Genomic DNA, 17,884 nt, shown 5'->3' with positions numbered 1-17,884 from the left:
GCGCTGGGGTCAATAGCGCCACTTGCGTACCAGGTCCTCGCCGTAGCGCTGGCTGATCAGTGCTTCGACAGCATCATCGTCGTCGTATACCTCCGCCAGGCAGAGCAGCATCAGCGCATCCAGGTACTCCTCGGGGGAATCGAAGAAGCATGTCAGCGCAGCGCCTGTGTCGTGATCGAAGTAGTAGACCGCGCCGGATTCGCGGTGAAAGCAGAACAGGTTACCGTTGCCCAGATAGTCGCCGAAGGCCACCAGCTTGCCTGCCAGTGCCAGATCGACATCGCTGATCTCGACGATACCGGGATAGGCCTCCAGCAACGGCTGGATCGGCGTGTGCCCAGGCCCGACGCTGCACAGCACCTCCGCCAGGGACAGCACCCCCAATTGCCGATGGTAGTCGCGCAGCGACCGAGGCAACGGGCAGCCCAGGCGTTGCTCCAGCGCCTGCAAGGCGTCCTCGCTGACAGGCGTCAGTTCCGGTTCGTTGACGTGCCCTTCCCATAGCGCGCCGTAGGCACCCATGACCGCCAGGTACCAGCTCAGCCGTGCAGCCTGGTCAGGCAGTTCCGGCCAGGCCAGGGGCGGGCAGCCGGCGGGGGGCCTGTCGGCGTTGGAGTCGTGCTGTTCGGACATGGGTCTTCCTTGGATGAGCAGGAGGCGGGGGAGTGATTATGCGCGATGGCGCGTGCGTTCAAGAGTGATGATCGAGGGTTCGAAGCCCAGCGAGCTGAAAAATTCCGCTGCCCCTGGGCGCCCGGCCCGCAGGACCCAGGTGATCTCGGGGTTGTCGCCCATCACCCAATGCACCAGGGCGCGGCCGATACCGCGCCGCTGGTGCTGCTCGGCAACGACCACCATGGACAGGTAACCGTTGGACAGACCATCGCTGATGCCTCGGGCGAAGCCGACGATCTGCCCCTGCAGAAGGGCGACCGCCGTGCGCTGGGAGTTTGCCAGCAACTGGGCGAAGTATTCGCTGTTGCCCACCCGATGGCCCCAGCCGTTATCGCCGAGAAACTGTCGCAGCGCTTCGCTTTCAGCGGCGTGTGCGTCGCGGATCAGCATGGGGAACTCTCCAATGGGCAAGCACGGGCAGATCGCGCCCCTACCGTGCCTGGGGCCGACTCACGGAGTTGAATGCTTCGGCACAGTGGGCATCGTTGTCGCATCGGGGGGCCGGCTCGGTCGTGGGTGACCTGGAGGATACAAGTCTGCCTCGGAAACTGGCAGCCCCTGGTGTCTGAACGCTGCCGGCCAAGGGCGTTCTTCGAAACTCGTACGGTTATTCGCGGCGCTCAGGCATTGGCCGCGGACTTGTGGCCTGGGCAAAGTGCTGCTCGCCGCCCAACTCCTCCTATTGTGTTGAAAAAAAACGCCGAGAGCAGGCCCGGGGCCTGGAACTTCCACCGGTCTTTGCGGACAAATGCCTCCAGGGCGATGCCCCTCGGAAATTCGGTTTGCAAGCGCTGGCGACAGGCGCTCAGGCCGCTTTCCAGGGCGCCTGAACGCCGTTGCCGGATTGCGCTTGCGCTGCGGCAGTGGTTTTTCTGGAGGCAGGTTTCTTGTTATCGTGGCCTCCCTCTTTCACGGACGAATATCGAGACAGCCCATGGCTAACTCCACCCCGTCACGCTTTGGCAAGATCCTCCAGGGTCTGCTGTTCGCCCTGATCGGCATCGGCCTGTTGGTCATCGCCGTCAATCTCACCCTTGATCGTCGCGAGTTCCTCGCCAGCGCTCAGACCGCCGACGGTATCGTCAGCGATTTGAATGCCGGGGGTTCGCACCCCGAGATCGCCTTCACCAGCAGCACTGGTGAAAAGATTTCCTACCCCCAGGGCGGCTTTATCTTCGGTTACCAGAAGGACCAGCCGGTGCGGGTGTATTACCAGCCCGAGCGGCCGGCCAATAGCGCCATCATCGACGACCCGGCAGCACTCTGGGCCACCCCGGGTGTGCTCGGCCTGATCGGTCTGGTGTTTACCCTGGCCGGCCTGGTGGGTGTCATCAGCCAGCGCGGACGAGCCACACAACGAGCAAAAGGACTTTGACCCCATGAACCTCAGCATTCCGATTCCGGTCAACGAAAGTAAATGGCTGTACCAGACCGCCAGCGGCGGCGGCCTGACCATCGCCCTCGTGGCCGGCGGTGGTGGTTCGATCACCCTGCGTTCGCCTCAGGGCAAGGACGTCAGCTATCGCTATGGCGGCCTGGGGGTGGGCGCCGGCTTTGGCGGGCGCCTGCCGCGTTTCGGCAAGGTCAATATCCAGGTCAAGGGCAAGAGCGTCAGTGGTGCCGGTGCGGCGGAGGCTTTTCCCAGCACCGGCAAGGTCTTTGTCAGCGATGCCCTTCGCAGCCGGGACCTGACCGAGGACGACATCACCGGGCCTTGCTTCTATACCGAAGTCGGTGGCGGACTGGTGGTGGGTGGTTCGGCCACGGCCCTGCTGTTCGGCCTGGACCCCAAGCTACTGGCCCTGGCCGTCTTTTTGGGAAGCAACCCGGCGACCATAATGGCTTCGATCAAGGTCAACGAGCAGTTGCTGCGTTCGGCCAAGGGCGCAGTGGTCATGGCTGGCATGAACGTTGGCCCACAGGCCGGTGGCGGCATTGCCACCTACATGGGCTACCTGTTCTAGCCTCGCCCTGAGGCGCGCCGGGAATCACAGGCGCGCCAGGCACTCCTGGAGAATATCCAGGCCCTCCTCGAATATTTCAGGCTCGGTGGTCAAGGGCGCCAGCAGGCGAATGATGTGCCGCGACTTGCCGCTGGGCATCAGCAGCAGGCCCGCATCCCGGGCGCTGCTTAGCAGCGTGCTCAGTTGCTCTGGCGCCGGTTCGCCCCGGGCATTGACCAGCTCGATGCCGCGCATGGCTCCCACCCCCGTCAGGCGGCCCAGGAAGGGGCAGAGCCCACTGCTTTTCCAATGCTCATAGCGCTGCACGATCGCCCGCTCCTGGCGCTCGCCCCAGGCTTGCAGGTGCTCGTCGGTCATTTCATCCAGGGTTGCGAGCGCCGCCGCGCAGGCAATCGGGTTGCCCGAGTAGGTCCCCCCCAGACCGCCCTTGGGCAACACATCGAGCAATTCCTTGCGCCCCACCACGGCGCCCAGCGGCACCCCGCCGCCAATGCTCTTGCCCAGCAGGATCAGGTCCGGCTCGATGCCCAGGCGGGAGAAGGCAAAACGTTGCCCGGTGCGGCCGAAGCCGGACTGGATCTCGTCGGCGATCAGCAAAATGCCATGTTCATCGCAGAAGCTGCGCAAGGCCCTGGCGAACGTGGCGTCCAGGGCCAGGAAGCCGCCTTCGCCCTGCACCGGTTCGAAGATGAAGCAGGCCACTTCCTCGACATCGATTTCCACACTGAACAGGCGCTGCATGGCCCTCAGCGCTTCGTCGCAGCTGACGCCATTGTCGGCGCTGGGGTAGGGCAGGTGATACACCGGCCCCGGCAGCACGCCGACCTTCTGCTTGTAGGGCGCGACCTTGCCGTTGAGGTTGAGGGTGGCCAGGGTGCGCCCATGGAAGCCTCCGTCAAAGGCGATCACCGCGCTGCGCCCGGTAGCTCCGCGCACGATCTTCAGGGCGTTTTCCGCGGCCTCGGCGCCGCTGTTGGTGAGCATGCCGCTGACCGGGTAACTCACCGGGATGAAGTCCGCCAGGCGCTGCATGAACTCGATGTAGGGTCCGTGAGGCGCGGCATTGAAGGCGTAGTGGGTGAGCCGGGTGGCCTGCTGCTGGATGGCTGAGACTATGCGTGGGTGGCAGTGCCCGAGGTTGAGCACGCCGATACCGCCGACAAAGTCGATGTAGCGCTTGCCATCGATGTCCCAGACCTCGGTGTTGCGTCCGTGGCTGAGGCGGATCGGGTGGACGGTGGAGATCGAACGGCTGATGTTCTCGTGGCTCATGGATGCGGGCTCTGGGTGCCGGAAACAAGCCGTTATCTAAGCCGGGGCCGGGGGCCCTGGACAAACGAAATAAAGTTGCCGGGTCAGTATGAAAATTCCCGATGTGCCGAAGCCATTGTCTCAGTGCTGTTGGGCCTTGTGCCTATTACGCAAATGCCGCACCAGTGCCGCAAGGACCACCAGTGCTATCACCCCGAGGAAGATTGGCAGGCGATAGGGTTTCAGGTCGCCAAGAAAATGCTGCAAGGCTTCGCCGGCCCAGTAGCCGGCGCTGACGAACAGAATGGCCCAGACCGCAGCCCCCAGCACATTGAGCAGGGCGAAACGCCAGGGCGCCAGGCCACTGGCGCCGATCACCATGGGGCCCACCAGGCGCATGCCGTAGAGAAAGCGCACGGCGAACACCGAGGTCGAAGGGTAGCGCTGGATCAGCCCCTGGACCCGTTCGATGGCCGCCTGATGGTGCTTGAGCTTGGGCAGCAGGCGCGCCCCGCCATAGCGCCCGGTCCAGAACAGCAACTGATCGCCGAGGATGCCCCCCAGGGTGGCCCAGCCAATCACTTGCGGCCATTGCAGGCTACCCTGATGCGCCGCCATGCCGCCGAGAATCAACACGGTTTCGCCTTCCAGCAGGCAGCCGATGAAGATCACCCAGTAGCCGTAGGCGGCGATCAGCGCGTTGAGGTCGAGGTGTTCGAGCATGGGCAAGGGCTTCCGCAGGGGGCATGAAAACAAGCCGGGCGATGATCAGGTTACAAATGGCTCTGATTCCTTTCACCGGCACAAGTGCCCGGGATCTTCCAGCGCAGGTACCGCCAGGGTGCCTGCCGGTCCATCAGAACCCAGCGTAGACGCCAGCTTCGGCGGCGGACACGGCTAGACCTACGGATATTGCTTGTGTGGAGCAAACTGGGTTCAGCGGGTATGTGAAAGCCCCTGTGCGTGCAGACTGGATGCGCGAGCAGGATCAGTCGTTATCTGCGTCGGCTTGCCCGGTCCTGGCGGACTTAGACGAGGGATAGCGTACTTCAACCTGGGCGCCGGCTTGAATCAGGGCTTCCTGCCAGACCCTGAACTGTTGCGGCCAGGCCTGGATCACCTTGAAGGGGACGCCGCTCAGCAAGTTTCTGGCCACGTTGGGGCTGACGCCCATGGCTTGCCTGATCAGCGCGAAGATCTTCGCGGGGTTGGGGCCCACCTCGGTGATCCAGAGTGCTGGATCACTGGGGGCGAGGGGCGGGTAGTCCGCAAGCGGAGCATACTGCCGGGTCAGCACTGCCCTGGCATTGCTATGGCTCAGCCAAGCCAGGGCCCGGGCACTGGCCAGATGTTCATCGCAGAACCACTCGTAGCCATGAGGGTGCCCCGCGCACCCTTTGCCCAGCGGGCGATAATCGGCGAACTGCACCATGCCGCCACCACTTCCGGCATGGCACATCTCCGAGGAAAAATCGTTGTGGCACAGGTCGCATACAGGTGGCTTCATCGATCGATCTCTCTGGGCATGCTCGGCCTCTGGGCTGAGGTCACGCAGTCTGCCCCAACACCCACGCCCAGAACATCCCCGCCATGTACAAGCCCAGCCCGAACACCGAATGCGCCATCAGGCTGCGCAGCCGGGCCACATTCGGCTTGGGCATCTTGCTCGCCGCGATCCCGGCGCCCATGCCCGGTTGCATCAGCAGGAACGGCGCAGCCACCGTCAATCCGCCGATGATCAGGGCCGGTGCCAGGGTCGGTTGCCGCGCCCACTCCAGGCCGCAGATCAGCAGCAACAGGGCAGCAAAGACGACGCCGATCAGGTAGTGAGCCAGCCAGCCCAGTGCCCGCTCCCCGGGTACTGCATTGGCCTGGGCGATGCTTTGGTGCACAAACTTCCCACGAGGAAAATGCCCGATCCAGCGGCCGACCATGGCCCAATTCGCGCCAGGAATGTTCAACACTCGCGCCAGAAACAGCGTCCACAGATCGAGGATCAAGGTGGCGCCGATGCCCAACAGCAGCGCCTGTAACATCAACGCGACGAATTCATGCATCAAGGACTCCTTGAAGTGCGACGGGCTGTGCTTCAGCCTTGTGCACGGGTGTGATAAGGTTTCATTCAATTAATTGATTGAATAATCATTAAAGCAGCAGGAACTGTCAATGAGCGATTCGATTTCCCCCCAGCAGCCTCTGGCCGAAATGGCTGAGTTGGCGCGTGTCCTGGGCCACCACCACCGTCTGATCCTGCTGGAGCACATGGCTCGCGGCGAGCTGCCGGTGGAGCGTCTGGTGGAGGCCTCGGGCTTGTCGGTGGCCAATACCTCCCAGCATCTGCAGCAGTTGCGGCGAGGCGGCTTCGTGCAGACCCGGCGCGATGGCAAGCGGGTGCTCTACAGCCTCAGCCAGGGGCCACTGGCCAGTTTGCTGGGCGCCTTGCGTCAGTACGTCGATTACAACCATGGGCAGATTCGCCAACTGCTGGCCGACAGTGAGCAGCAACCCATGCGACTGGAGGGCATCTCCCGTGAGGAATTGCGTCAACGCTTGCAGGAAGGCGGCATGACCCTGCTGGACGTGCGTTCGCCGCAGGAGTTCGCTCAAGGGCATTTGCCCGGGGCAATCAACATCCCGCTGGAGGAGCTGGAACAGCGTCTGGCCGAATTGGCCGCTGATCAGGAGCTGGTGGCTTATTGCCGCGGCCCCTACTGCGTGCTGTCACAGAATGCCGCGGCCCTGCTACGGGCCAAGGGCTTCAAGGTGCGGCGCCTGGACCAGGGGTTCACCGATTGGCAAGCGGCGGGATTGAGGGTGGAAACCCGCGAGTAAAAGCGTCACATAGGCGGGCATACAGGACATTGCCTAGGACGCCATGATCCATATCAACAGGGTTTTCAGAAAAATCCGCTACAAGGGCATCAGGCTCGGACCCACAAGGTATCGAGCCCCGGGCCTGTACCGTGAAGGCCGGGATAACCAATAAAAACCTTTGTGGATATCGGCCGAGGGGACCACCCCAGGCGGATTTTAAAGGAATAACCTGATGGCTTTTTCTCTGTCACGCCTGTGCCTTCTGGGCGCTGCGTTGCTCTGCGTACCCCTGTTGCATGCCAGCGAGCCGACCCCGGCAGCGGCGGCCTCCACCCCAGATTCCGAGTTGATCCAGCGTGGCCAGTACGTGGCCCAGCTCGGCGACTGCATTGCCTGCCACACCGCCAAGGGCGGAGCCACCATGGCCGGTGGCCTTGAGCTGAAGACGCCCATGGGCACCATCTACTCCAGCAACATCACCCCGGATAAAGACACCGGCATTGGCACCTACAGCTTCGAAGCATTCGACCGGGCCATGCGCGAAGGCGTAACCCCTGACGGCAGTCATTTGTACCCGGCCATGCCTTATCCGTCCTACGCCAAGATGACCGAAGAGGACATGCGCGCCCTCTACGCCTATCTGATGCATGGGGTGGAACCCGTAGCCCAGGGCAACCTGGAAGCCGACATGGGTTTCCCCTTCAACCAGCGCTGGGGCCTGTGGTTCTGGAACCTGGCGTTCGTCGACAAGCAGCCCTTCAAGCCTGACCCGGCCAAGGACGACCAGCTCAATCGCGGCGCCTACCTGGTCCAGGGCCTGGGCCACTGCGGCTCCTGCCATACGCCACGGGGCATTGCCTTCCAGGAGAAGGCCATGAGCGACACCGAGTCCGGCGGCCAGCATTACCTGGCCGGCGAGACGGTGGAAGAGTGGCGGGCCCTGAGCCTGCGCAACCTGTGGACCGTGGAAGATACGGTGCAATTGCTCAAGACCGGGCAGAACCGCTTCGCCACGGTGTCCGGCAACATGGCCGATGTGATCCACCACAGCACCCAGCATTTCACCGACGCCGACCTGACCGCCATCGCCGCCTACCTCAAGTCCTTGCCGGCCGGCAAAGATGACCTGCCGATGCCCTCGGTGGCCCTGACACCGGCGGCCCCGCCGAGCAACCTGTTCACCTCTCGCGGTGGCCTGGGCTACGCGCAGTTCTGTTCCGACTGCCATCGCCAGGATGGCGCCGGCGTGCCGCAGATGTTCCCGTCCCTGGCGGGCAACCCCAGCGTCGCTTCGGCCAACCCGACCTCCCTGCTGCACATCACCCTGACCGGCTGGAAGACCGCCCAGACCGCGGCTCATCCACGGGTCTATACCATGCCCGGGTTTGCCCAGCTGGCTGACGGGGAGATCGCCGAGATCCTCAGTTTTGTCCGCAGCAGTTGGGGCAACAACGGTTCGGCCATCAGCGCCGAGCAAGTGAAAAAGATGCGTGCGCAACTGAGCCCGCAAGTGGAAAACACCCTGTTCGAAACCCCGCGCCTGGCCAACCTGCTGGCGGCGCCGAATGCCGAACAGGTGGTGCGCGGCATGCGCCTGCACCTGGAAACCAAGGCCCTGCTGCCGGACAACGTCGGCAACTCGCTGAATTGCACCAGCTGCCACCTCAACGCTGGCACCGTGGCCGACGGCTCACCCTTTGTCGGTGTCTCGGCGTTCTTCCCCGGCTACGCGCCGCGGGCGGGCAAGACCATCACCCTGGAAGAGCGCATCAACGGCTGCTTCCGCCGCTCCATGCACGGCAAGCCGCTGCCGGTGAACGGCGCCGACATGCAAGCCATGGTGGCTTACTTCCAGTGGATGAAAATGAACACCCGCCCAGAAGACAAGGTGGCCGGGCGCGGCGTGGGCAAGATCGACCCGGCCCTCAAGCCCAATGCCGACAATGGCAAGCAGGTGTACGCCAAGCAATGCGCGGTGTGCCACGGAGCTGACGGTGAGGGCCTGAAACGCGCCGACGGTAGCCTGATCTTCCCGCCGCTGTGGGGCGATCAATCCTTTAACATCGGCGCCGGCATGGCCCGCACCTACACCGCGGCGGCCTTCGTCAAACGCAACATGCCGATTGGCTTCCACGAAAAATTCCCCCTGGGCCAGGGCGGCCTCTCGGACCAGGAGGCCCTGGACGTGGCCGAATACTTCTCCCACCAGCCGCGCCCGGACTTCCCGGACAAGGTCAAGGACTGGCCCAACGGCGGCCGGCCGGCGGACGCTCGCTACTGAGGGCTTGGCCCTGTAGCCGCATTGGGCTGCGGCTACAGGGCCCGTAGAAAAATCTGCCGATGCTCCCTGGCGCCGAGGTAAGATTGCCATCCTTTTTCGCCAGCCTTCGCTGTCGGTCCCTCAAGGATGAACTATGCGGCTTCGCTCGATCCTGTTGCTCAGCCTGTCCCTGGGCCTGGGCGGTTGTGCTTTTGTCTCTGCCCTCAAAGCCACCACCGTCAGCTACCGTGTGCCGGCCGATGCCGGTGAGACCGCGCTGATCCGCATCGTCGCCCAGGGGCTGGTGCGGGGTGTGCCCTACAGCGATTGCATCGACTGGAGCAAGCCTGCGTCGGGGCTGATGGTTCGGCCCCATCGTGGCATCGCCCACCCAAATTTCCGCAATCTGGGCATTCCCATGACCGCCGCGACCGACCGCATGCGTCGCCAGGAAGGCTTTGGCGCCAACGAACTGAAGATCCCGGCCAATCGTCCGTTCGCCTTTATGTTCTACAACACTGAACCGGGGATGGATAAGGATTACCGCTCCGTGTGCGAACAAAGCGTGACCTTCGTGCCCGAAGCCGGCGCGACCTATCAGATGGAGTTTCTCCAGGACCAGATGTGCACCGCGAGGCTGCGCAAGATCGATGAGCGTGGCGAGGCGCTGCCGGACCTGGTGGTTCTGCGCCCCACCGATCTGTGCCGCGCCAAAACGCAATAGGGCGTGAGTCTAGGGGGCGTAGTGCTTGCAGATCTCTTCCCAGATGTAGGCGCCGCGAAAGCGGATCCAGCGGATGAACAAGCGCCCGCGAAACGCCTGCCAGCGGCTGTTACGCCTTAGCGCCAGGCTTGCCTCGATCTCCTCCAGCAAGGGCTCGCGGGCGAAGCCCATCCAGATTTCCGGGATCACCGCCATCAGGTTGATGTAGCACACCGGCGCCACCTCTTCGTAGAGAATGCGCTCGACCTCGGCCCGGTCATAAGCCTGGGTTTCGCGGGCGATGTAGGCGTAGTCCACCTCGTTATCGACAAAGGCGTCCGACAGCACGTAGCGAATATCGTCCCGCTGCTTCGGGGTGATGTCTGATGACACGCGGTGCTCCTTCCTTGGGCTTTCGGGGATCTGCCTGGCGCGCTGGCGGATTCTATCTTGGGGCGATCATCCGGGTCGGCGCCGCGCCATTGGCATTGTGCTGGAGGATGGTCACCGGCTGGCCCTGCTGATTGAAAAACACCTGGCCTATCCCTGAGGAATTCCACAGTCGTTCTCCGGCTTGGGCATGCTCGGGCACATGGGGAATGACCTTCATCCGCCGGCGTTTGGTGAACCAGTTCAACGGCGAGCGCGGCGAGTAGAGCCAGCGGTTGAGGCGGTCGAACCATTCCAGCAGGGCGGCGGGGAATTCGTTCTTGATGCCGCTGCTGGTGATCTGCCAGATCCGTGGGCCGCCCTGGCGGTGACGGATCAGCACTTCGTAGACGAAGGAATAATGCACATCCCCCGAGAGAATCACGTAGCTGCCCGGGGTGCGGGAGTGACGGAAGATATTCAGTATCACCTGGGCCGAGCCGCGATGGGCCATCCAGTTTTCCGCGTCCACCAGCAGCGGGTAGCCGCACCAACTGAAGACCTTCTGCACCGTTTCGATCAGCTTGACACCGAAGATCGGCGCCGGTGAAACGATGATCGCCGAGGGGTGATCCAGCAGCTCGTGTTGCAGTTCGCTCAGGGCCTCCCAGTCCAGCAGGCCCGAGGGCTGGCCCAGGTTGGACTCGCTGCGCCAGCGCCGGGTGCGGGTGTCCAGCACCACCAGGGCCGGGGTGCTGGGCAAGACGTACTGCCATTGCGCAAAGCGCAGCAATTGGTCGATCAGATCGTCCTGGGGCTGACGTTGCAGCAGGTGGTCCGAGGCTTGTGCCGTGGCGCTCAAGGCCCGGGTGTGTTCCAGCAGTTGGGCGAAGGCATCCGGGTTGTTGCCCCAGCCCTGGCACAACATGTAGGCCAGCAGCGCGTTGCCGATGATGCGCTTGGAGAAGGGATGGCCGTAGGCGGTTTCCTCCCATTGGGCGCTGAGGTTCCAGTCGTCGGTGATGTCGTGGTCATCGAAGATCATCAGGCACGACAGGTGGGCAAAGACTCGTGCGACACCGTTCAGGCCCTGGACAAACTCGTCGATGCGCTGCTGTTCCCGGGTGTAGCGCGTCTGTTGTTCCGGTGCCAGTCGCGGCGGCTGTGGCGTGATCAGGGTCCAGGGCAACGGCGACCAGACCAGCAGATACATGGCCATTACCTCGGCGAAAGTCACCAGGTGGTTGTCAGCATTGCTGCTGGTGAAGATCGGTTTTTTCACCCCGCCGAAAAACCGCTCGCGCAGGGTTTCATTGCTCTTCAACGCCGGGAGCAATTCGGCCCGCTGGTAGTAGCTGGCGCCATGGCGGTACAACGCCTGACTGTCGGCCACCACGGCGCCCTCCAGTTGTTCATCGAACAGCCCGAGGCGCTCGATCAGGGCGTGAATGGCCCGCAACATGGGCCCGGCCACATCGTCGGCGTACACCTGGTCGCCGCTCATCATCAACAAGGCCGGGCGTTGTGCAGGCTCGGGTTGTTGCGCCAGCAGGCGGTCGACGCAGAGCAAGCCGTCAGCGGACGGGTGATGGGGCTTGCGGCAGGAGCCGTGGAGCAGGTTGTCGATGCGGCTGTGGAGCACGAACTCCGGGGTCCTGCCATCGCCATACAGCAAGTGCGGCGCCCAATCGGCAATAGCCTGAGCAGCGTCATCGGCATCGTTGACCAGCAGGTCATAGGCGATCGTCACGTCCAGGGGCAGGGCATCGTCCAGTGCCACATCGATCAGGTGGACAAAGGCATGGCGACCGACGGGAATGACCTGGCATTGCTGCGGGTCGAGGGCCAGATCCAGAGTCGCGCTGCCAGCGGGCTGCAGGCGCAGGGTCAGCGCTAACGCCCTGGAACCCACCAGCCACAGCACCAGCCGCCTCGGCTCCAGGCGGCGCAGCAACGGGCCGGCGAGAACAGGAGGCGGGGCTGTGGGGGGCGAGGTTGGGAGCATCTGCTGTGGGATCTCTAGCGGTTGCAAAGGGGGCGAAATGGTAGCGCAGCCCATGTCGAAGAAACGTCGGTTGCGCGGGCTGGAGCAAGGCTTTTGTATCCGATTATTTATGGGCGTTGGCCTGCGTTGCCCGCAAGCTGTTGTACCTGATTATCCATGGCGTCCTGGCGAATCTGCGCCAGCATCCAGTCGATAAACACCTGGGCTTCGGGGGCCGCATCACTGGTCAGTGCGTAGTAATAGCGGGTCAGGGGCTGGCGCAGGTCCGGCAAGGGGCAGATCAGGCGGCCGCTGGCCAGGTCCTTGGCCAGCAACGAGGCCGGGCACAGCGCCAGGCCCAGCCCGTCGACGCAGGCCTGGAGCACAAAGTGCATATGGTCGAAATGCAAGGTCGGCGAGGTGCGCAGCGGTTTCAGGCCGCAGTGCTCCAGCCACTTCTGCCAGTCGCTGGCGCGGGTGCGGCTGACCAGCAAGGTATGTCGTGGCAGATCATCGGGGCTGTTCAGTGCTGTGCGGTGCAACAGCGACGGCGCTGCCACCACCAGGATTTCGTCTTCCAGCAGGCGTTGGGGTTGCAGCGTGGTTGCCCAGCCCGAACGGCCACGGCGAATCACCAGGTCGAAGGTTTCTTTGGCGGGGTCCGGGAGCAGGGTGCTGGTCACCACCTCCGGCTGGATCTGCGGGTACAGCGCCATGAACTGCGGCAAGCGGGGAATCAGCCAGCGCACCGCGAAGGACGGCCGCACATTGATGGTGACCTTGCGCAGGGCCGCGCCGCGCCGCAGGGAGGCGGCGGCATTGGCGATCTGGGCCAGGGCCACGCTGACCTGCTCATGGAAGGCTTGCCCGGCAGGGGTAAGCACCGACTGGCGGATGCGCCGCTCGAACAGCAGCACCCCCAGGTGCTCTTCCAGCAACTTGATATGGCGGCTCACCGCGCTGTGGCTCACATGCAGTTCTTCGGCGGCGCGGCTGAAACTCTCATGGCGAGCAGCGGCGGCAAAGGCGCGGACGGCGTTCAGGGGCGGCAGGTCAGTGATCATGTGTCTAATTTAGTCACATGTATGGCGCAATTAAAGCGTTTGTCAGTGTCGCCACAGAAGGTCACGCTGAACGCCGTTCGTGACCTGCCGGTTTGCCTGCCATGCCCGATACCCACGCCCGCACCACCGATAAGGCTTCCGCCCGCGCCGCCTCGATCCTTGGCCTGTGCCTGCCCGGCGACACCTTGCTCTACCTGCTGCTGCCCATGCAGCATGAAGCCTTCGGCGTGACCCTGGCCGAAGCCGGCCTGTTGCTGGCAGCCAACCGCCTGGTGCGGATCTTCGGCTACAGCCATGTGATGCGCTTCTACGCCCGGCGCGGTGATCGCCCGGTTTGCGTACTGGCCGCCGCCACCGCTGCACTCTGTGCCCTGGGCTACGCTACCTTGTCCGGCTTCTGGTGGCTGCTGCTGTTGCGCCTGGGCTGGGGCCTGACCTACGCCGCCCTCAACCTTTCAACCCAGGTCATGGCCACCGCCGAGCCTACGGGCGCCGCCCGCCGCACCGGCCGCTCCCGGGCGCTGATCGCCACCGGGCCGATGCTGGCCTTGCCCCTGGGCGCGTTGGTCAGCGTCGAATATGGCCCGCGAGTGATCTTCCTTCTTATGGCCCTGACGTCGCTGGTCGCCCTGCTCCTGGCCTTCGGGCTGCCGAGCAAACCCCATCCACTGGCCAGTTCCAGCCGCCGTTTTCAGCGCCCCGACAGCGTGGCGCTGTGGTCCTTTATCGAAGGGCTGGTGCTGGATGGTCTGTTCATCATTGGCCTGTCGCTGCAGGCCGAACAGCTGATGGCGGGTAATGCGGTGCTGGTGGCGGGTGGGCTTCTGGCCCTGCGCTACGTTTCGGAAATGCTCCTGAGCCCCCTGGGAGGCCTCGCTGCACAACGCTGGGGCGCGACGCGGATGCTGATCGTCTTCTCCCTGCTGACCTCTGTGGCCCTGGTGGGCTTTGGTTGCCATTGGCTGATTGTCGGCGGCGCCCTGGTGCTGGTGTTACGGGCCCTGCAATTGCCGCTGGTGGTCACGGTGGTTGCACAGCGGCATCCGGGGGCGGGCAGGGTGCGGGCCTTGGCGGCCAATGCGGTGTGGCGGGATATCGGCGCCGGGGTCGGGCCCTTGATCTCCGGCTTGCTGCTGCCGGTGGCGCCCACGGTGTGGGTGTATTCGCTGGCGGCGGGGTGTCTGGCGGTGAGTGCGTTGGCGTGCCGGGAGGTTGGCATCCGTGGAGGGGAGGGCAGACAGGCATCTGCCGAAGAGGCTTAGGGGCGCCTTTGTGGCCACGGCCAGTCAGATCAGTTGACGGAGTTCTGTGGGGGCGAGCTTGCTCGCGATCGTCACGAACAGGCTCGCCCCTACAGGCCTCAGGCCGAGGCCTTGTGTTCTTCTCCGCGTTCAATACTCTGCGGCTGGCCCTGCTCGATCACCCAGCGCAGCAGGTCGGTCACCGACACCCGGTGCTTGCGCTCCACCCACTCCATGCCCTCGGGGCTGTAGTGCTCGCTGTAGCGGGTCAGCACCAGATGATTCTGGTCTTCGGACATGCGCAGGCTGACTTCGCGGCAATGCAGGCTGGCGTTATCGAGCTTGGTCACGCGTTGCAGCAGCATCAGGGCGTGTTGTTCGCAGGTGGTCATGGGCAGCTCCTTTGCGGCAAGAGGGGCTGGGGCCGAAGCGGGGTTGAGCAGGCGCATGGTCAGGATTCTCCAGCAAGGGGACGCCGATGCTGGCAGGTGAACCTTGCACAAAGATGTCTGTTTTATTGCGCGCCTGAAGGTTTGTTACAGCGTTGAAATATATGACGGGCCGCGCCGAATGGTTTTAGATAACGGCTCTTTCCGACCTTTGAGTGATGCCTGCTGGTGAGCCGTCTTTTGATCGTGGACGACGACATTGAAGTCCTCGCTCTGCTGAAGAAATTCTTTGTCCAACAGGGCTATCAGGTGGCGGTGGCCACCGATGGCGCGTCGCTGTGGGCGGCTCTGGAGCGGGAGGTTCCGGACCTGATCATCCTCGACCTGATGCTCCCCGGCGATAACGGCCTGACCCTGTGCCAGCGCTTGCGCCAGCAGCATGCCACACCGGTGATCATGCTCACTGCCATGGGCGAGTTGAGCGACCGGGTGGTGGGCCTGGAGATGGGCGCCGACGATTACCTGAGCAAGCCCTTCGACGCCCGTGAGCTGCTGGCCCGGGTGCGGGCGGTACTGCGCCGGGCCGGGGAGAGCCGGCCACTGAGTGGCGAGGTGCCGCGGCCTCTGATCAAGTTCGCCGACTGGCAGTTGGACCTGACACGCCGTGAGCTGCGCTCGCCGGAGCAGGTGATGATTCCGCTGTCGGCGGGGGAGTTCGACCTGTTGTTGGTGTTTGTCGAGCATCCGCAACGCATCCTCACCCGCGAGCAGTTGCTGGACCTGGCCCGGGGCCAGGCCCATGACGCCTTCGACCGCAGCATCGATGTCCAGGTCAGCCGCCTGCGGCGCAAGCTGGAGTTCGACACCAAGCGCCCGGCGATGATTCGCACGGTGCGCAACGGCGGCTACTTGTTCACCCCCAGCGTGACCCGCCAGTGAGGCTGATCAAGCCCTTGTGGCGTTATCGCCTGCGCGACACCGTGGCGCGCTGGATCGCCCTGACCATCATCATGGCCATGCTCACGGCCCTGGCGTTCAATGCGCTGTTCGTGCAGTTGGCCGGGGTCTGGGCTTATCCGCCCCTGGCGGAAACCGGGCTGCTGGAAAAGTCCGCGGCCATCGTGCGCATGGTCGAGGCCTCGGAGCCGGGCCAGCGCTCGCGGTTGGCGGCTTCGGTCAGCACCGATCACCTGAGCATTGTCTGGCAGGCGACACGGCAGGGCCTGGATCTGCCGCTGCTGGAAGACTCCGAATACCGCGACGGCTCCGAGGCGTTTCGCGCCTTGCTCGGCCCACCGCAGCGGCATATCGAGGCCTATCAGCCCAGCGACTGGCGGAGCGATCAAGGCCGCTACGCATTGCTGGTGCAGTTGAGCGACCAAAGCTGGCTGATGTTTTCTTCGGCGTCGCGCAGTTGGGGGCTGGAGGAGGGCACGCGCAACCTGATCGTAATTGCCCTGGTACTGATGTCCACCGGCCTGGTGGCCTTGATCGCCACGCGCCGGCTGGCCAAGCCGCTGCAGCAGTTCGCCCAGGGCGCCCGACGCTTTGCCGTGGACTTTCGTGCGCCGCCCATCGATCCGGTGGGACCCCACGAGATCCGTCAGGCGATTCTTGCCTTCAACGCCATGCAGGCGCAGTTGCAGCACTTCATCAAGGACCGCACCCAGATGCTCGCGGCCATTTCCCATGACCTGCGCACACCGCTGACCCGCATGCGCCTGCGCGGTGAGTTCATCGAGGATGCCGACCAGCAGCAGCGCCTGTTCCGCGATGTGGACGAGATGCAGGCGATGATCAATTCAGCCCTGGAGTTCTTTCGCGACGATGCGCGACTGGAGCAGGCCACCCATTTCGACCTGGCCGAACTGTTGCAGACCCTGGTGGACGACTACCGCGACCAGTCCATGGAGATCCTCTTCACCGGGCCGCCGCGTCTGGTGTATTGCGGCCGGCCCCTGGGGCTCAAGCGGGTGATGGCCAACCTGCTGGACAACGCGCTCAAGTACGGTGTGCAGCCAGCCATCGTGCTGGAGCAGGGGGCGGACCAGGTGCGGGTGCGCGTGCTCGATCGTGGCCCGGGGATTCCACCCGAGGCTCTGGAACAGGTGTTTGCACCGTTCTTCCGGCTGGAAAGCTCGCGCAACAAGAGCACCGGCGGCGTGGGCCTGGGGCTGTCGGCAGCGCGGGCCATTGTCCGCGAGCACGGCGGCGAGTTGCGGCTGTTCAATCGTGAAGGCGGTGGCCTGGAGGCGCGGGTGGAGTTGCCGCTGTAGCCGCGACCGCAGGCTGCGACAAGGCCCGAAGGGCCTTTCTAGGCCTTTCTAGGCCGTTCGAGCGCCCAGGCCGGCCAATGGGCCTGGGCTCAATGACTGGCGCCGACTCAGGACCAGTCGAAGCAGAACAGCACCAGCCCTTCCACCGGTTCGTAGAACATCACGATCAGGTCGGCGCCGCTGATTCCGTAGTGGCTGGCCGGTACGCTGAGCGCGTGCTCGAAGCGTCGGCCCGCGGGGCTCAAGGGCCAGACGTCGATGTCGCCGCTGTCATCCGTGGCTTCGACGATATCCATGGGAAATTCCACGGTTTCCACCCAGTTGCCATAGCCCTCGGCGATGCCGGCCATCTGGTCGATGAAGGTCATGTGGTAGTCGCTGTCCTCCGGCCAGGTCAGGCGGCCGAGCTTCTGGTAGCGCTGGCGCGAAGCCTGGTAGGTGGCGTGCTCTTGGGCGTAGTGGCTTTGCAGGCTGGCCCGCACGTTGCGCCGGGGCTCGGGTAGATCGGCATTGCCCGGGTGCAGGAAGAAGTAGCGCGGGTCGCCGCACAGGCGGTAGCGGCCGTTCTCGATCTTGAAGCCGATCCAGTTGGTCTTCAGCAGTTCACTGCCAAAGCCGCAGTCTGCCGTCAATTCGCCTACCAGCCCCTCATCGGGTTCGATAGGGCTCAGCAGGTGCAGGCGCCCTGACCAGTCGGGGTTGATCAGGTTGGCGTCGATGGACAGCAGGGGCAGCAGGTGCTCGGTCAGTTCCTGCTGGTCGGCGACGAACACCTCCTGGGCATCGGGGTAGGCGACGGCGCCGGCCGGCAGTTGGGTGCATTCCGGGGTTTGGATCGTGGGCATGCAGCGGGTCCTTGCTCAAACGGGAACAACAGGGAAGGAAGGCCGCGCC

The 17,884-nt window shown here is 64.1% G+C and carries 19 protein-coding genes; 8 read left to right on the top strand and 11 right to left on the bottom strand.

The annotated features are described in order from the left end of the window. Positions 1-9: 9 nt before the first annotated feature. Together KCG88_RS11010 and KCG88_RS11005 are read right to left on the bottom strand one after the other, a co-directional pair. Positions 10-633, bottom strand: a complete 624-nt coding sequence (locus KCG88_RS11010; RefSeq protein ID WP_210712363.1) for an SMI1/KNR4 family protein — start codon at positions 631-633, stop codon at positions 10-12. Positions 634-669: 36 nt separating this feature from the next. After that, positions 670-1,065: a GNAT family N-acetyltransferase gene (locus KCG88_RS11005; protein WP_194237143.1), complete on the bottom strand. Its 396-nt coding sequence runs from the start codon at positions 1,063-1,065 to the stop codon at positions 670-672. 454 nt (positions 1,066-1,519) lie between these two features. Between KCG88_RS11005 and KCG88_RS11000 the strand changes: the two genes are divergently transcribed. Beyond that, positions 1,520-2,050, top strand: coding sequence for a DUF3592 domain-containing protein (locus tag KCG88_RS11000; RefSeq protein WP_047289191.1), 531 nt, complete (start codon positions 1,520-1,522; stop codon positions 2,048-2,050). Positions 2,051-2,054: 4 nt separating this feature from the next. After that, on the top strand, positions 2,055-2,639 hold the full coding sequence (locus KCG88_RS10995) for a hypothetical protein (RefSeq protein WP_210712362.1): 585 nt from the start codon (positions 2,055-2,057) through the stop codon (positions 2,637-2,639). Positions 2,640-2,663: 24 nt separating this feature from the next. Here KCG88_RS10995 and KCG88_RS10990 read toward each other — a convergent pair whose 3' ends face one another. From KCG88_RS10990 to KCG88_RS10975, 4 genes are all read right to left on the bottom strand, one after another. Then, positions 2,664-3,911, bottom strand: a complete 1,248-nt coding sequence (locus KCG88_RS10990) for an aspartate aminotransferase family protein (protein ID WP_210712361.1) — start codon at positions 3,909-3,911, stop codon at positions 2,664-2,666. Between the two features lie 120 nt (positions 3,912-4,031). Then, positions 4,032-4,613 carry a DedA family protein gene (locus KCG88_RS10985; protein ID WP_210712360.1) on the bottom strand — a complete coding sequence of 194 codons (582 nt, stop codon included), beginning with the start codon at positions 4,611-4,613 and terminating at the stop codon, positions 4,032-4,034. Between the two features lie 265 nt (positions 4,614-4,878). Continuing rightward, positions 4,879-5,397, bottom strand: a complete 519-nt coding sequence (locus tag KCG88_RS10980; protein ID WP_210712359.1) for a hypothetical protein — start codon at positions 5,395-5,397, stop codon at positions 4,879-4,881. Positions 5,398-5,437: 40 nt separating this feature from the next. Beyond that, complete coding sequence (locus KCG88_RS10975) at positions 5,438-5,947, bottom strand: DUF2938 domain-containing protein (RefSeq protein WP_210712358.1); 510 nt, start codon at positions 5,945-5,947, stop codon at positions 5,438-5,440. Positions 5,948-6,056: 109 nt separating this feature from the next. Between KCG88_RS10975 and KCG88_RS10970 the strand changes: the two genes are divergently transcribed. The 3 genes from KCG88_RS10970 (at position 6,057) to KCG88_RS10960 (ending at position 9,688) form a co-directional block, all read left to right on the top strand. Further along, a complete protein-coding gene (locus KCG88_RS10970; RefSeq protein ID WP_047337716.1) occupies positions 6,057-6,722 on the top strand; it encodes a metalloregulator ArsR/SmtB family transcription factor in 666 nt (221 codons plus the stop codon). Between the two features lie 214 nt (positions 6,723-6,936). Further along, positions 6,937-8,985 carry a c-type cytochrome gene (locus KCG88_RS10965; protein ID WP_210712357.1) on the top strand — a complete coding sequence of 683 codons (2,049 nt, stop codon included), beginning with the start codon at positions 6,937-6,939 and terminating at the stop codon, positions 8,983-8,985. Between the two features lie 133 nt (positions 8,986-9,118). Then, positions 9,119-9,688, top strand: a complete 570-nt coding sequence (locus tag KCG88_RS10960) for a hypothetical protein (RefSeq protein WP_210712356.1) — start codon at positions 9,119-9,121, stop codon at positions 9,686-9,688. A 9-nt stretch (positions 9,689-9,697) separates the two neighbouring features. On the opposite strand, the gene KCG88_RS10955 is transcribed toward KCG88_RS10960, so the two are convergent. The 3 genes from KCG88_RS10955 to gcvA all read right to left on the bottom strand — a co-directional run bounded on the left by KCG88_RS10955 (position 9,698) and on the right by gcvA (position 13,084). Further along, positions 9,698-10,060 (bottom strand): hypothetical protein, encoded by a 363-nt coding sequence (locus KCG88_RS10955; protein WP_179599957.1) that lies wholly within the window; start codon positions 10,058-10,060, stop codon positions 9,698-9,700. Between the two features lie 52 nt (positions 10,061-10,112). Continuing rightward, the gene (locus KCG88_RS10950; protein WP_210712355.1) at positions 10,113-12,041 is read right to left on the bottom strand and encodes an alkaline phosphatase D family protein; all 1,929 of its coding nucleotides are present in this window, start codon (positions 12,039-12,041) and stop codon (positions 10,113-10,115) included. Between the two features lie 107 nt (positions 12,042-12,148). Then, complete coding sequence (gene gcvA / locus KCG88_RS10945) at positions 12,149-13,084, bottom strand: transcriptional regulator GcvA (protein ID WP_047289171.1); 936 nt, start codon at positions 13,082-13,084, stop codon at positions 12,149-12,151. A gap of 101 nt (positions 13,085-13,185) precedes the next feature. Here gcvA and KCG88_RS10940 point away from each other — a divergent pair, with 101 nt between their 5' ends. Beyond that, a complete protein-coding gene (locus tag KCG88_RS10940) occupies positions 13,186-14,346 on the top strand; it encodes an MFS transporter (protein WP_210712354.1) in 1,161 nt (386 codons plus the stop codon). A 98-nt stretch (positions 14,347-14,444) separates the two neighbouring features. Here KCG88_RS10940 and KCG88_RS10935 read toward each other — a convergent pair whose 3' ends face one another. After that, complete coding sequence (locus KCG88_RS10935) at positions 14,445-14,717, bottom strand: hypothetical protein (protein WP_241774765.1); 273 nt, start codon at positions 14,715-14,717, stop codon at positions 14,445-14,447. 225 nt (positions 14,718-14,942) lie between these two features. Between KCG88_RS10935 and KCG88_RS10930 the strand changes: the two genes are divergently transcribed. Both KCG88_RS10930 and KCG88_RS10925 read left to right on the top strand, forming a co-directional pair. Further along, positions 14,943-15,653 (top strand): response regulator, encoded by a 711-nt coding sequence (locus KCG88_RS10930; RefSeq protein WP_047289165.1) that lies wholly within the window; start codon positions 14,943-14,945, stop codon positions 15,651-15,653. Beyond that, entirely contained in the window at positions 15,650-16,990 is a 1,341-nt protein-coding gene (locus KCG88_RS10925) for an ATP-binding protein (protein WP_047337712.1), read from the top strand. The genes KCG88_RS10930 and KCG88_RS10925 overlap by 4 nt, the downstream gene beginning before the upstream one ends. A 107-nt stretch (positions 16,991-17,097) precedes the next feature. Here KCG88_RS10925 and KCG88_RS10920 read toward each other — a convergent pair whose 3' ends face one another. Continuing rightward, positions 17,098-17,835 carry a hypothetical protein gene (locus KCG88_RS10920; protein WP_047289161.1) on the bottom strand — a complete coding sequence of 246 codons (738 nt, stop codon included), beginning with the start codon at positions 17,833-17,835 and terminating at the stop codon, positions 17,098-17,100. Between the last annotated feature and the right edge of the window lie 49 nt (positions 17,836-17,884).

This window comes from Pseudomonas sp. MWU349, from assembly GCF_017947325.1.
Lineage (GTDB): Bacteria > Pseudomonadota > Gammaproteobacteria > Pseudomonadales > Pseudomonadaceae > Aquipseudomonas > Aquipseudomonas protegens.
Note: the sequence above shows the minus strand (reverse complement) of the source record. Positions and strands in the feature narration are given on the sequence as shown.